The organism is Asticcacaulis sp., from assembly GCF_047605585.1.
GTDB lineage: Bacteria > Pseudomonadota > Alphaproteobacteria > Caulobacterales > Caulobacteraceae > Asticcacaulis.
This window is the reverse complement of sequence record NZ_JASGFK010000003.1, coordinates 47354-61482: the sequence shown is the minus strand read 5'-3', so window position 1 is coordinate 61482 and position 14129 is coordinate 47354. Positions and strand designations below refer to the sequence as shown.

Here is a 14129-nt window from a genome sequence, read left to right as displayed (position 1 = left end):
GGCCTAATGCTTGCGCGCCATGATCAGCACCGTATCGAGGCGCCGCCACACCACCTGGACATCATCGAAACCCGCGGCTTTCAAGTCGGCCAAATGCTCATCGAGTGTCGGTACGGTCCAGTCGGCATGGTGGACCGGCGGGCCTTCCGTCGTGGCCGCCAAACCTTCCCCGACCATCTCAGCGCGCGCCGTCTTCAGGCGGGTTTCCCAGGCGTTACCGGTATTGCCGACATGGTCGAGATTGACGACCCACCCGCCTGACGGCAACAGGTCCGCGGCTTCTTTGTAGAACTTGGCGATGCCCGGTCGGTCCTGGTGAATTGACAACCAGGAGGTCAGCAGCACGTCGGTGCCTGCGGGTACACAGCCCTGGCTGATATCGCGCGCCGCACAGCCGATGACATAACTGACGCGGTCACCGAAGCGGGCAAAACGCTTGTGAGCATTGCCCTCATTGGTCGCGACCGGCTCAGTCCATTGTCCCTTGGCTTCGGGGAATTCCTGCATGAACGCTTCAAGAAATTCGCCAGTGAAGGAACCGACATCGGTGATCATTTTCGGCGAGGCATTGTCGGACTTCACAATCGCTGCGGCCAAGTGCCGCGCCGCACCCAGCCGGTCGCCAGCTGGCTCGTTCGGATTGACGGCTTCGAAGTGCACCAGTGGCGCGATGTCGCTGTTGTCGGACTTGTAGTCCTGCGCGGCGGCCGGCAGGGAAACCGTTAGCGCACCCAGCGCAACCAGCATGGAAAACGGGGCAAGGCCATTACGCATTAATATTCCTCCGGCCGCGTGGCGGCATAATTCTTATAAAACCGTCCGGCAGGCCGAACGTGTTCTCATGATGTAGGCCTGAGTTGTGGCCGTGGGCCTATCAATTTTCGCCGCGCCGATATAGCTTCTTGTTTATAAGTATCTGTAATTGCGATTAAAATTAGATTTTTTTATAGCCAGCATAACATGCCCTTATGGCTGAACCCGCACATTTTCAATCGGCCGAAACACAATACCAATTTCCCTCACCTTGCCGCTCGGCGATCTACAATTCCGGCACAAATAAATCGCCCGGTTCGGTTCGCCTTTCGCCGATTCAAGCGTCTTATTGAGTGTGAAGCGGGATAGTGTGGATGACCGAGCCTGACAGAAAATCTGCCGAACCCTTGCGATATGGCAGCCTGAGTGCGACCTATCGCGGACCGCTCATGGCGTTCTTCAGTCGTCGGCAGGTCCGATCGACCGATGCCGAAGACATGATCCAGGAGGTGTTCCTCCGGCTCATCGCCACCGCCGCCAATGAGCCGGAACATTCGGGCGCCTATATCTTCCAGATTGCCTCCAACCTGCTCAAGGATCGGTATCGGCGAGAGCATCGGCAGCATAGGACAGCGCCTGCGCTTGAAGTCCACACGACGGCTTTCGAGGAACTGACGCCCCTGCGGTTCCATGAAGCGCGCGAGACACTGGCGCATATTACCCGCCACCTGGCCGAACTGCCTGAGATGACGCGCAACCTGTTCGTCCTGTTCCGGCTCGAAGGTATCCCCCAGGCTGAACTGGCCGAAACCTACGGCATATCGGTCCGCAGCGTCCAGAAACACATATTGAAAGCCATGCAGTTCCTGTTGCTACGTATCGAGAAAGAGGAGGTGCGGCATGACTGAATCGTCCATCCCGATTTCCGTCCAGGATGCCGCCGCCTGGTGCCTGCGCGTCCGCGAAGGCGCGTTATCGCCCTCAGAACGTGCCGAGCTGGAAGCCTGGCTAAATCGTTCAGCCGATAACCGCGCCCGCTTTCTGCAAATGCTGGACATCTGGGAAGGCATAGCGGCAGAAGACACAACCATTGACGGCCTAGCCATGCGCAGCGCGGCGCTGGCCGATCTCCAGCGACGTAAATCCAAACGAAAGATGCGCCAGGGGCTTGACGAATTCTCGCGCCTGGCCTTCCCACGCCAGATTCGGAAATGGCTGGGCGCAAGCCTGTGCATGCTGGTCCTGGGCGGCGCCACCTTCTATACGCTTCAGGCTCAGGCCACGGTATATGAAACCGGCAAGGGCCAGACCCAGGTTCTACAACTACCCGATGGTTCCGTGCTGCGGCTGGATGCCGATACACGCCTGCGCGTGCGCATGACACGCCTTGAACGACGCATCTGGGTCGACAAGGGCCGCGCGAGATTTGAAGTTACGCCAGACCGCGCCCATGCCCTGACGGTTCTGGTCGGCGATCGCCGCGTCATTGCCGCAGGGGGGGTCCTGAGCGTCGAGCATCTGGGCAACCAGACCTCCGTGACCATGCTAAGCGGCACGGCCCGCATCGATTATGTACCCTCTGCCTTGTTGCAGTTCGCCCGCCTTCGGTCCAGCGCCTTCACGACCTCGATCGGCAGTCACGAGGAACTCGTATCCTACGACGCCACGCCGCAGGCCCAGGTGAGGGAAGCGGACCCCAATATCGACGATGTCTGGAAGAACGGTCTGCTGGCCTTCGATAACGAGCCCATCGCCGTCGCCATCGCCCGGGTCAACCGTTATGCCTCCCAGCCGGTGATGCTGGACCGCCTGAACCGGCAGGTACGCGTCAGCGGCATCTATCGCACCGGCGACACCCATGCCTTTGTCGAAGGCGTATGCGCCGTGGCCAATCTCAGTTATCACGAAGACAATGGCGCCTATAAGATAACCGAAAAGGCCGATTAGAAACACGCATAACCCGGTTCGTGTTTCCGGCGGGCGAGCGTTTTACCTCACGTAGCGTGACCACACACAAAACACGCGCACGGAGGAAAAAATGAAAAGCACAGCCAATAAAATGGCGCGTAAGGCGATGATGTATGCCGCCACCGCCCTCATCTCGATCTCGGCCGCACCTCACCTGGCGCATGCCCAGGCAGCAACGCCGCATTACCAGTTCAATATACCTGCCGAAAACCTGGTCACGGCATTGAAGGCCTTTGCCCTGACCTCAGGCCAGCAGTTCGCCTATGACTCGAACGCCCTGGCCAATATCCAGAGCCACGCGCTACAGGGCAATCTCACGGTCGATGCTGCGCTATCCGATATGCTGGAGGGCACCGGCCTCAATGCCGAGCCCTTGCCCGGCGGCGTGATCAAGATCGGCGCCGAACCGGCACCAGCTTCGGTGGCCAGACCGCATGCTATCGCCGAGGCTGATACCGGCACCGAACAGATTGTCGTGGTGGCGCGTAAAAAGGCTGAAGTCGCCGCCCGTACGCCCCTGGCAGTTTCGGCCATGACTGGTGCAGACATGAAGCGCAAAGGGGTCAACACCTTCGATGACCTGGCGATGATTGCACCTAACGTCGTCGTCGACCGCGGCAACGGTCAACAGGGCGTCAACATCGCCATGCGCGGGGTGCAGGACAACAAACAGGGCCTGACCCAGACACCGGGCGTCGCGGTCATCCTCGACGGCGTGCAACAACTCGATACGCGGGCCCTCGTCATCCCTTTCTTTGACGTCGACCATATCGAAGTCCTGCGCGGCCCGCAGGGCACGCTCTATGGCGCAGCCTCGCCGGGCGGTGTCGTCAATGTGCTCAGCAAGCGCCCCACCTTCGATTTTGGCGGCCTGGCCGATATGGAGTTCGGCAATTTCAACACCAAACGCGCCAATCTGGTGCTGAACACGCCGTTGACTGACAAACTCGCCTTGCGCGTAGCGCTCAACAGCAATGACCGCGACGGCTACATCATCCAGGCCAAGGAAGTCGACGGTCACGGCAGTGCCAATCTGGGTGCTGATGGCAGCGCGAAGCTAAATGACGAGCATGACTATTCTGGCCGCGTCAGCCTGCTTTACAAGCCCTCGGAGGACACGAGCTGGCTGATCCAGGCAACCGGCCAGCATTCTTATGGCGCTGGTTACGGCACCATTCTCTACGACACTCTGATCGCCCACGCTGAAGGCGGTGAAAAACAGCGCACGGCCCCTTCGAGCCCCATCACCCCTTCCAGTAATGACAATGTCTATACGCTGAACAATGATTTCAACACGCGCCTCGGCGGTATCGACCTTCAGGTCCTTACCGGCGTGTCGCATGTCACCTATGACGACATCCTGATCGACAATGGCGGCATTATTCCGCCCGGCGGTCCAGGCTGGATCTGGGTGCCCTATTACGGCCATAACACCACCTATTCGTCGGAACTGCGCCTGCACAACGCCCAGCCCTCAAAGCTTGACTGGGTCGTCGGCGCCAGCTTCCTGAAACTGGACTCGGACTCACTGACCGCCAGCATGGCCGCGCCCTGTCTGAATACCGTGGAAGGCGCCTGCTCTGCCGGAGACGCCGGCGACCTCAACCCGTCGGCGGACCAGGGGCCGGTCAATACGGCCAGCACCACCTACATTACCCGCCAAAGCGCCAGCCTGTACGGTACTCTGCAATATCATCTGAGTGATACGCTGGAACTGACGGCCGGCGGACGGGTATCGGCGGACAAGATCAGTCAGCACGCCTTTACCTACAAGTTCATCACCTATGGTTCGACGGGCGGTTTCGGTGAAGCCGGCTCAACCTTTTACGGCGATCCATGCAACTTCACCAACCTGAAGACTGACCTGTGCTCCGGCACTGCCGGCTATCAGTCGGCCGGCTATGCGGACGCCGAAGCCGGTTCTTACGGCGACAGCGAACTGAAGCAGACCTACAGCGCCAGCAAGTTCACCTGGAAGCTGGGCATAGACTGGAAGCCAAACCCTTCGACCATGCTCTATGGCAATATCTCGACCGGCTACAAGCCAGGCGGCTTCAATGCCCCGACGGGTTTCGTCGATACGCCCTGCTGCTACACGGCGGAAAACTTGGTCGCCTATGAAGTCGGCTATAAGGGACGCCCGACCTCATGGCTCTGGTTGGACAGCGATCTCTATTACTACGCTTACGACGACATGCAGGTGGTCTCGACCATCGAAATCGGTAATGCCAATTTCGCCTCTGTCACCATCAATACCCCGACCACCATTTACGGCATGGAGAACCAGGCCACCTTCACGCCGACCCATAATGACTCGATTACGGTTAGCCTGAACTACCTCCACGCCACCTTCAACGAACTGCAATCGGGTGGCAATGCCGGCAATCCCGTGGTCGACTGGTCGGATCACGTTATGGACAAGGCCCCTACGACTACGGCCAGCCTGTCATGGCGCCACCGTTGGGATCTGGCCAACGGGGGCAACATCGTCTTCAACGCCGCTACCCAGTATACGGCGACCTACTACCTGAACGTCATCTCGAACAGCCAGACCTACCGCCAGGCGCCTTTCACGCGCTCCGGCCTCGATCTGACCTATACCGCGCCCAATGGCCGCCTGACCGTTCAGGCCTATGTCAAGAACATCGAGGACAAGGTTCAGGAGACCTTCTACCAGGGCAACCCGTTCCAGCCTGGCAACGGCAATGTCGGCATCTCCACACCACGTCAATTCGGCGTGCGCCTGGGCACGACTTTCTAAAGGCTATTCCCTGGCGTCTCCCCGCGCCACCTACGCGGGCGCCTGCTTTCCCCTGCAGGCGTCCGCCTTTTTAATCATAAGCCGACCTTATGACACGTCTCCAATTTGCTTATAAGTAGCTAATATTTATGGCATTTTACGAAAAGTAATGGTTTGCGCCCGCCAAACAGGCGCTAAGCTCAAAACGATAAGCGCCTTGAGACCTTCGGCGCACAGGGAGTTCCACACACATGACATCTCGCCACAAAGCCCTTTCCACACTGGCGCTGACCTGCGCCGTGGCGGTCTCTGCCCTCGCCCTTCCTGCCGGCGCCGGTGCATTAAAGGCCGGTGCCGGTAAGGTAGCCGTGACACCGACGATCGACGAATTCCCCTATACCGTGCCGCACGAGAAGACCTTTGTCGGCGTGCACGATGATGTCTATGCCCGCGCCATCGTACTCGACGATGGCAACAAACGCGTGGTTCTGGTCAGCCTGGAAGCAACCCTGGTGCCCAATCCCGACCAGATGGTTGCGGCCGTTGCCAAGGCTGCCGATGTGCCAGTCACCAATGTCATGGTCACCGCCACCCATACGCACAATGTCCTCCTGACCTTCTTCCATGGCGGCGAACCGAGCGACACGCAAAAGCGCGAAATGGCCCGCCTTCAGGATGGCGCCATTGAGGCCACGAAGGAGGCCGTGGCGGCGCTCAAGCCTGCGAAGATTGGCTTCGGCCGTGGTCAGGCCTTTGTAAACACGAACAATGGCGAAGAGGCCGGCCACAAGTACTGGTATGACGCCACGGGCTCATCGGACAAGACACTCGATATCCTGCGCGTTGAAACCACAGACGGCCAACCTCTGGCGCTTATGCTGAACTACGCGACGCATGGCGAGGTCATGTTCCGCAGCGTGACGAAGGACGGCGGCTATGAGGTCAGCGGCGACCTGCCCGGTGCCGTCTCGCGCATCCTCGAAGGCCAGCCGACAGGCGCGCCGGTCGTGCTTTTCACCAGCGCGGCCGAGGGCGACCAGTTGCCGCTGTTCAAGTCACTGCAGCCGGATTCGCTGCTGCCCGGCACCGACGAAGGCGCCGCCGGCTGGGGCATTCTCGATCTTCAGGCCCGCCGCCTCGCCATGTCCGCCATGGAAACCATCTCAGCCATGCCGGCGGGTGACGACGAGGCGACGCTCTATGCCGCCTCCGCGCCAGTCACCTGCCCTGGCCAGCATTACAATGTCGATCACGCCACCGGCAAACTAATCAGCCTCGATGATACCGGCCCGCTGAGTATCCCGCTGTCAGTGATCCGCATCAATGACTTGGTTCTGGCCGGTGTCGGCGGCGATATTGCCAGTGATATCGGGAAGTCGATCAAGAGCGCCTCGCCCCTGCCCAATACCACGCTCATTACCATGACGGCCGGCTCGGTCGGTTACATCCTCAATGACTCCGCCTACGTGCATCCCGGTCATGGCGCCTTCGGTTCGCCGGTCAAACCCGGCTGCGCCACCCAGGCCATTTCCACTGGCCTCAACCAATTGCTGGCCACTGCGCCGAAATAGATCCTTACAGGGAATCCACTCATGAAACTCATCACCCTTTTCGCCACGATGACGGCGGCCTCCGCCCTTGCCCTGGCTTTACCCGCCGAGGCGCAGATGCCGGTCGGCCAGCCGCTCGATCCATCGATCAAGAGCAGCTTTGTCCATATCGCCGGCGGCGTGCCGGGCGTGCTCTACCAGCCGGTCAATCCCGGTCCGAAGAGCCATATCGCCCTGTTCGTCATGCACGCCGATGGCGACTATCTCGAGTTCTCCGCCTGTACCGAACTTTCCAAGCGCGGCTACACGGTGCTTTGCGCCAACAATACCAGCAGCAAGTCCTTCACCTTCAATGACGGCATCATCGATGACGTCATGCTGCAGATCAAGGCGGCCGTGACCTGGCTGCGCCAGGCGCCTGGCATCGACAAGGTGGTCCTGTTCGGTCACTCCGGCGGCGCCACCCTGATGACCGCCTACCAGGATATCGCCGAGAACGGGGTCGCCATCTGCCAGGATGCGCAGAAGATCCACAAGTGCCCGGATAACCTTGCCGGCATGCCGAAAGCCGATGGCGTGGTGCTGGCCGATGCCAACTGGGGCCAAGCCGAAATGGTGCTGCTCAGCATCGATCCGTCGGTGACCGACGAGACCAGCGGCATGGTTTCCAACCCCGATCTCGACGTCAAGAATCCGAAGAACGGTTACGATCCGAACGGCGCGAAATATAGCCCGGCCTTCATCAAAAAGTTCCAGAAAGCCGAAGGGGCGCGCGCCAACAAGCTGATCCAGATGGCACAGGATCGCCTGGCCCTGATCGAAGCCGGCAAGGGTAACTATGCCGATGATGAGCCGTTCATCGTGCCGGGCGCGTTTGTCGCTGCCAATAAGCTTTTCCCGGAAGATCCGCGCCTGTTGTCGCGTTCGCAGAAGCCATGGCCGCTGGTTCATGCCGATGGCTCGATCACGACGGGCATCATCCATTCGGTGCGCGTGCCGGAAACCCCGCCGATGCAGCTGTCGTCCTACAAGTTCGGGGCGCTGAAGACGACCGTGCGCAACTATCTGTCCAGCTTCGCCATCCGCGTCACCGATGATTTCGGCTATGATGAAGACTCGATCCAGGGTGTGGAATGGACCTCGACCTATGCCAGCCCTCCGGGCAATGTCGAGGGCGTTACGGTGCCCTTCCTGGCGCTCGGCATGACTGGTCACTGGGAAGGCCTGGCCGCCGAGACCATCTACGACCATGCCAAAAGCGCTGACAAGTCGCTGGCCTTTATCGAAGGCGCCGATCACATCTACCGGACCTGTACCAAGTGCGAGACCACGCCTGGCCAGTTCGGCGATACAGTCAAGACGACCTACGACTATGTCGATGGCTGGCTGAGTAAGCCCGGACGATTCTAGGCTCATCCAGATTTAAGAATAATACGGCAGGTCAGTCTCTTCTGGCCTGCCGTACTTTTTTCCTCCACGCAAACAGCTGCAAACCCTGGCATCAGTGACAAACTAAACAGCGGCGTTGGTGTTGGGCGCATTCTGAAAGTCCTCCGGCGTCTGTCCGTGGACGTGGGAAGGCACCGAAGCTATAAACAAGCTCAGAGCCGCCGAAAGTTTAAGGACTGAAGTGCCTGGCGTCACAATGCAGCCAGTCGTGGTTGCCGATCAGGTGGCCAGGACTGTGGCCATGCAAGTCCAGCGCCTTACCCATCATCGACCGGCCAATTTGCGCCATGCGCCTGAATTGCAGGCATGTCGCGCACCGGCCGGTGCGCCTACCCAGTCCACGCATCGTCCTACGTCTTGGCGTCAATGGCAAACCTGATCCTCAGAAGATTAGACAATCCTGAGGCGGCGATATTTCCAGCTATCAATGCAAGTTGGTTTCGCAGGCATAGGTGTTGCCCGTCCAACCGCAGGTCTGGGCCTTGTACGGCTTGAACAGGTGATCACCGGCCCAGGACAATGGGGTATAGAGCGCGTAGCCGTTAGCCACCTTCGTCTTGCCTTTGAAATCGGCGAGCAGTGGATAGGGGGAGATCATGACCGTCGCGACGACAGGTGCCGGTCGCACGGTATCGAGCGACGACTGGCCACTCGGGGCCAGCGGAGGCGCCCCCTTGGTGCCGACGGGCGGTGCAGATGGCGGTCCCATCATGCCGGGCATGCCCTTCTGCTCGACATGGGAGGCCTGCAGGGCTTCCGGTTGCTTGGCGCCTTCCACCCAGGCCATGACCGGGGTCAAGATATCGAAGGTGTTTAGCCCGTCGCCACCGCCACAGTGATAGAGGCCGGGGAACAAGTAGAAGCGCATATGGTCACGTGTCGCCTGCGCCCCCACGGTCGCCTCCACGCCGCGATAATAGGCGATCGAGTTTGTCGGCGAGATATGCGGATCGGACCAGCCGTGCCACATGATTAGCTTGCCACCACGGCTGAAGTAGGCCGACAGATCGGGATTGGTGGCATTGTAAAGCGGATAGGATGCGGTGACCTTATCAAAGGTCGCCTTGTCGAAGGTGAAGTCGGTGAGTACGGACCAGTCGGTCGGCAGGGATGGCCAATTCAGCAGGTACTTGGTCGCGTCACCCGCCGCCATCGCACCGAACGGTGGCATGCCGGGTATGGGCGAAATCTCCACGCCGACCCAGGCCAGCTCCGAACCCGGTTGCAGGCCGCCGGTCACGAAGCGGTTGCCCTGGTCATCGTGCGCGCCCTCATAGAACGCTTTCGCGACAGCCACCTCGGCGCTGGTCAGGCAGGCATCGGTCGCCGCGCCGGGCTGGCATTGGATTGTGGCCGGATCGAAATGACACTGCGTCGGGTCGCTGATCAGACCGTCAGCCTGCCCGTCGAGCGTGTCGCAGGCCCTGAGGACCGCCGCATGCAGGATGGCGACACGCGACGCGTTGAATATCTGCTGGCCATCCGGACCGGTGTTCTTCACGGCATTCCAGGCGTGGTAGAAGGAGTTCTGCACCACAAAGTTGGCCGCAGGCGCCCCGGCAGTGATGCCGTCAAAATCGGTCGGGAAGCGTTGTGCCTCCATTAAGGCTTCGCGCCCGCCATCGGAACAGCCTGAGAAATAGGCGTAGGCTTGCGGCTGACCATAGTACTTCGCGATAATGGCCTTGGCCGCCAGTGTGACCACATGGACGCCGCGATAAGCAAAATCGGTGCGCAAGAGCAGATCGTCCTTGGCCCAGAGACCGCCCTGCCCTTCATGCCCCATGTCTGTGGCGACAATGGCCATCTCGCCGCGTTGCAAGGGCAGACAGCTATCTGCGTGCTCGGCGAACAGGCCGATATTGCCGCACAGGCCGCCGCAGCCGGTCATGAGCAGGCGCTGCGTCCAAGTCTTAGTTGGCAAGCGCAATTCGAACTGGACCTGTGGTGAAACAAAACCGGTAACGCGGCAGAATTCCGCGCCGGTTTTATCATCCGTCTGGACCTGCGCCTTGCTGATCCGGGTCGGCGCATCAGGCACGCTTTCGAAATCGGTACGTGCCAGTTGTTCGCACGGCATGGCGGCGGAAACAGGCGTTAAGTCTTTCAAACCCGAACTCGCCAATGATGGCGACGCCGCGAAGCCCGGCGTACAAACGATCAGACCAAGACAAACGACAACAAAGGCAACAGGTTTGAACATCTAAGTAAATCCATAAGGCAGGCTCTTGAGGCCGGATTGCAAAACGATGGGGATGCCCAGAGCGACAAGCAAGACAGAAATCCCGCAAGAACGATTGGTTTTGACTAGAGGGTCACTTCGTTCACCACACTCCACTTCCGGTCAATGCTTGTCCTTGAACCGGGCCTGCAGTCGTCCGTCTTCTATATGAAGACTTAGCCCTCGGTGTTTCACAAAGTAATGGAGGATAATAGCAGCCGCGCCGAAGCCGCCGAATGCCGCTACCATGATGCCCCAGCGCGGACCGAAACGATCCGCTACCCAGCCGACGATCGGCGCGCCCAGAGGCGTGCCCCCATTGAAGACCGCCATCATGATCGCCTGCACCCGGCCTTTCAGATGGCTTTCGGTTGACATCTGAACCAGGCCGTTGGCCGAGGTGCTGAAGGTCTGGGCGGAAATACCGATCATGATCAGCGCCGCGCCGAAGGTCCAGTAATCGGGCATGATGGCCGCGAAGGTCGAGCCCAAGCCAAAGCAGGCCGAGCCGATCAGTAGATGGCGCAGGCGCGGTGTCGACCGGCTGGCTGACAGCAGGGCGCCGGAGACCGAGCCGATGGCCAGGATCGACGTCAGCAGGCCGAACTGCCCGACGCCCTTGTGGAATTCCTTGACCGCCATGGTCGAGATGAAAATCGGGTAGTTGAGGCCGAAGGTACCGATCAGGAAGAACATCAGCATGATCGCCATCAGGTCCGGACGGCTGCCGATATAGCGAAAACCCTCGGCGAAGCTCGATTTCGCCGTGCGTCTTGCGCGCACCTGCATCGTACTGGCGCGCAGAACAATGAGGGAGATCAGCACGCCGAAGAAGGAGGCGGCATTGATCAGGAACACCCAGCCGGAGCCAACTAGGGCGATCAGCACACCGGCCACCGCCGGTCCGACCAGGCGCGCGGCATTGAACGATGCGGAATTGAGCGCCACGGCGTTTGACAATTCCTCGACAGGCACCAGGTCCGTCACGAAAATCTGCCGCGCCGGTGTGTCGAAGGCCGTGACCACACCGAGCAATCCCGCCAGGACATAGACATGCCATAGCTGCACCAGGCCGGTCAGGGTCAAAACGCCAAGAATGGCGGCGAGCGTGCCCATGATGGCCTGTGTGACGATCAGCAGCTTACGGCGATCGAAGCGGTCGGCGGCGTAACCGGTAAATGGCAGCAACACCGCCTGCGGTCCGAATTGCAGCGCCATGACAATACCGACCGCCTTGGCGCTGTGGGCCGTCAGCAGGGTCAGCACGATCCAGTCTTGTGCCGTGCGTTGCAGCCAGGTGCCGACATTGGAGACCGCCGCACCAGTGGCCCAGATACGGTAATTCGGGTTTTTGAGGGCGCGAAAGGTCGTCATTATCGGGGACTCAAAAAAGGAAACGGGCGCACATGTGAAACATGGCGCCCGCAAAGCTGGAACTGATCAGCCCTGTTAGTAGGCGGCGCCGGCGGCAGCCGTCTCGACCTTCATGCCGATGATTTCGCGCGCCATGTCGATCGCCTTGAAGGTCCGCACAGGGGCTGACATCAGGAACTGGAAGCCTTCCGCCAGCACGCGCTCGACATTTTTGGTGGTGACGTGCGGATGGCCGACCGGCACACCGTGCTTTTTGCAGGTGGCGACGATCTTCGCCATAGCTTCGTGGACGACCGGGTGATCGTACTGGCGCGGGAAGCCGAGGTTTTGCGACAGGTCGCCCTCGCCGATCAGAACGCAACCGATGCCCGGCACATTGGCCAGGATCTCGTCGAGATTGTTCATGCCCTTGACCGACTCGATCATCAGGAAGACGAGGATTTCGCCTTCGGGATTGAGCGGCCAGACATCGGCTTTCTTGTAGTATTCCTGCTGGCCCAAACCCCAGTAGCGGCTGGCGAAGGTCGGCGCATCGCCACGGATACCGGCCGGCTCATAGTTGGGCGCGGTTTCAGGGCGCGGATAGCGGCAGGCGGAGACGGCATTGCGCGCCTCCTCGACCGTGGTGATGTGCGGCCAGACCACGCCATAGACGCCGCAATCGAGCGCCTGTTTGGCATAGGCCTGGTCCATCTCGTTGCCGTTCGGCGGAATGCGGCAGATCGGCGTCACGGTCGGCGCCAGAGAGCCGGCGTCGAGGATCTGCTTGCGGCTCAGCAGGTACTGCATCGAGTCGCGCAGGCCCACGATATCCCACGGATTGTGCTCCATCTCGTAGATGATTGAATCGTAGGGGCCGGCCGAAAATTCGATGGCGGCGCGGCGATCGAGTTGCGAGAAGGCGGCGAAGGCCGGACGGCCCTCTTCCCAGGCGCGGATGACTCCGTTCAGACGTATGCTCATTTTGCTTATCCTTCCTGTACCGCTTACTTACCTTGTGCCTTCAGACGCTTGTCAAGGCGCGGATAGACACGGCGGGCATTGCCTTCAAAGATCTTGGCTTTGTCGTCAGCGCTGAGCGACGGGATGGCATCGACATACTTCTTGGTGTCGTCGAAATATTCACCGGTGTTCGGATCGCGGCCGCGCACGGCGCCGATCATTTCCGAACCGAACAGCACGTTCTCGACGGGCACGACCGTGGTCAGCAGTTCGACGCCGGGGCGATGATAGACGCAGGTATCGAAGAAGATATTGTCGAGCATTTCTTCCAGCGGGCGCTTGACCATTTCCAGCGACATGCCGCGATAGCGCCCCCAGTGGTAAGGCACGGCGCCGCCACCATGTGGAATGACCAGGCGCAAGGTCGGGAAGTCCTTGAACAGGTCGGATTGCAGGATCTGCATGAAGACCGAGGTATCGGCGTTCAGGTAGTGGGCGCCGGTGCCGTGAAAGCACGGATTGCACGAGGCGGCGACGTGGATCATGGCCGGCACGTCGAGGTCGCACAGGGCTTCGAAGATCGGATACCACTCACGGTCCGTGACCGGGGTGCCGGTCCAGTAGCCGCCGGACGGATCGGGATTGAGGTTGGCGCCGACAAAACCCAGTTCCTCGACACAGCGACGCAGTTCGGGCACCGAGTTCTTGACCGGCACGCCCGGCGACTGCGGCAGCATGCAGACCGGCGCGAAATTGTCCGGATACATTTCGGTGACGCGATGGACGAGGTTGTTGGAGATTTCCGACCATTCCAGCGAGGTGCGCTCATTGCCGAGATGGTGGCTCATCAGGCCGGCAATCGGTGAGAAGATGGTCAGGTCGCTGCCGCGTTCCTGCTGGAGCTTAAGCTGGCCGCCTTCGATGGCTTCGCGGATCTGCTCGTCGGTGACCAGGGCATCGGAGAGCTTCGGGCCATTGGCCGGGTCATTGGCAAACTCGACCTGTCTGGCGCGAAATTCGCGGAAGGAGGTCGGAACCGTGGTGAAATGCCCGTGGCAATCGATAATCATGTTGTCTCCGTTGCGCATCAGGGCGACGCCCTGTCAGTATAGAGTAGAAAGCCGGCAAGCGC

The 14129-nt window shown here is 60.2% G+C and carries 10 protein-coding genes; 5 read left to right on the top strand and 5 right to left on the bottom strand.

All coding sequences use genetic code 11. The features are described from left to right. Positions 1 to 3 precede the first annotated feature (3 nt). Positions 4 to 774 (bottom strand): hypothetical protein, encoded by a 771-nt coding sequence (locus QM647_RS09495; protein WP_414995272.1) that lies wholly within the window; start codon positions 772 to 774, stop codon positions 4 to 6. A gap of 353 nt (positions 775 to 1127) precedes the next feature. On the opposite strand from QM647_RS09495, the gene QM647_RS09490 reads away from it, so the two are divergent. The 5 genes from QM647_RS09490 (at position 1128) to QM647_RS09470 (ending at position 8421) form a co-directional block, all read left to right on the top strand. Next, the gene (locus tag QM647_RS09490; protein WP_414995271.1) at positions 1128 to 1661 is read left to right on the top strand and encodes an RNA polymerase sigma factor; all 534 of its coding nucleotides are present in this window, start codon (positions 1128 to 1130) and stop codon (positions 1659 to 1661) included. After that, positions 1654 to 2700, top strand: a complete 1047-nt coding sequence (locus QM647_RS09485; protein WP_414995270.1) for a FecR family protein — start codon at positions 1654 to 1656, stop codon at positions 2698 to 2700. The genes QM647_RS09490 and QM647_RS09485 overlap by 8 nt, the downstream gene beginning before the upstream one ends. Before the next feature lie 91 nt (positions 2701 to 2791). Beyond that, positions 2792 to 5482 carry a TonB-dependent receptor domain-containing protein gene (locus QM647_RS09480; protein WP_414995269.1) on the top strand — a complete coding sequence of 897 codons (2691 nt, stop codon included), beginning with the start codon at positions 2792 to 2794 and terminating at the stop codon, positions 5480 to 5482. 230 nt (positions 5483 to 5712) lie between these two features. Next, positions 5713 to 7032, top strand: coding sequence for a neutral/alkaline non-lysosomal ceramidase N-terminal domain-containing protein (locus QM647_RS09475; RefSeq protein ID WP_414995268.1), 1320 nt, complete (start codon positions 5713 to 5715; stop codon positions 7030 to 7032). A gap of 21 nt (positions 7033 to 7053) precedes the next feature. Next, positions 7054 to 8421 carry an alpha/beta hydrolase gene (locus QM647_RS09470; RefSeq protein WP_414995267.1) on the top strand — a complete coding sequence of 456 codons (1368 nt, stop codon included), beginning with the start codon at positions 7054 to 7056 and terminating at the stop codon, positions 8419 to 8421. 463 nt (positions 8422 to 8884) lie between these two features. Here the strand turns inward: QM647_RS09470 and QM647_RS09465 are convergent, their stop codons facing one another. The 4 genes from QM647_RS09465 to QM647_RS09450 all read right to left on the bottom strand — a co-directional run bounded on the left by QM647_RS09465 (position 8885) and on the right by QM647_RS09450 (position 14067). Further along, positions 8885 to 10663: a tannase/feruloyl esterase family alpha/beta hydrolase gene (locus tag QM647_RS09465; protein ID WP_414995266.1), complete on the bottom strand. Its 1779-nt coding sequence runs from the start codon at positions 10661 to 10663 to the stop codon at positions 8885 to 8887. A gap of 141 nt (positions 10664 to 10804) precedes the next feature. Beyond that, positions 10805 to 12055 carry an MFS transporter gene (locus tag QM647_RS09460; protein ID WP_414995265.1) on the bottom strand — a complete coding sequence of 417 codons (1251 nt, stop codon included), beginning with the start codon at positions 12053 to 12055 and terminating at the stop codon, positions 10805 to 10807. 75 nt (positions 12056 to 12130) lie between these two features. After that, positions 12131 to 13018, bottom strand: coding sequence for an HpcH/HpaI aldolase family protein (locus tag QM647_RS09455; protein ID WP_414995264.1), 888 nt, complete (start codon positions 13016 to 13018; stop codon positions 12131 to 12133). A 23-nt stretch (positions 13019 to 13041) separates the two neighbouring features. Further along, positions 13042 to 14067 carry an amidohydrolase family protein gene (locus QM647_RS09450; protein WP_414995263.1) on the bottom strand — a complete coding sequence of 342 codons (1026 nt, stop codon included), beginning with the start codon at positions 14065 to 14067 and terminating at the stop codon, positions 13042 to 13044. Positions 14068 to 14129: the final 62 nt, after the last annotated feature.

Coding starts and splice junctions, on each gene's coding strand:
- QM647_RS09475 (WP_414995268.1), top strand. CDS start 5,713: ATGACATCTCGCCACAAAGCCCTTTCCACACTGGCGCTGACCTGCGCC.
- QM647_RS09480 (WP_414995269.1), top strand. CDS start 2,792: ATGAAAAGCACAGCCAATAAAATGGCGCGTAAGGCGATGATGTATGCC.
- QM647_RS09450 (WP_414995263.1), bottom strand. CDS start 14,067: ATGATTATCGATTGCCACGGGCATTTCACCACGGTTCCGACCTCCTTC.
- QM647_RS09495 (WP_414995272.1), bottom strand. CDS start 774: ATGCGTAATGGCCTTGCCCCGTTTTCCATGCTGGTTGCGCTGGGTGCG.
- QM647_RS09455 (WP_414995264.1), bottom strand. CDS start 13,018: ATGAGCATACGTCTGAACGGAGTCATCCGCGCCTGGGAAGAGGGCCGT.
- QM647_RS09490 (WP_414995271.1), top strand. CDS start 1,128: ATGACCGAGCCTGACAGAAAATCTGCCGAACCCTTGCGATATGGCAGC.
- QM647_RS09470 (WP_414995267.1), top strand. CDS start 7,054: ATGAAACTCATCACCCTTTTCGCCACGATGACGGCGGCCTCCGCCCTT.
- QM647_RS09485 (WP_414995270.1), top strand. CDS start 1,654: ATGACTGAATCGTCCATCCCGATTTCCGTCCAGGATGCCGCCGCCTGG.
- QM647_RS09460 (WP_414995265.1), bottom strand. CDS start 12,055: ATGACGACCTTTCGCGCCCTCAAAAACCCGAATTACCGTATCTGGGCC.
- QM647_RS09465 (WP_414995266.1), bottom strand. CDS start 10,663: ATGTTCAAACCTGTTGCCTTTGTTGTCGTTTGTCTTGGTCTGATCGTT.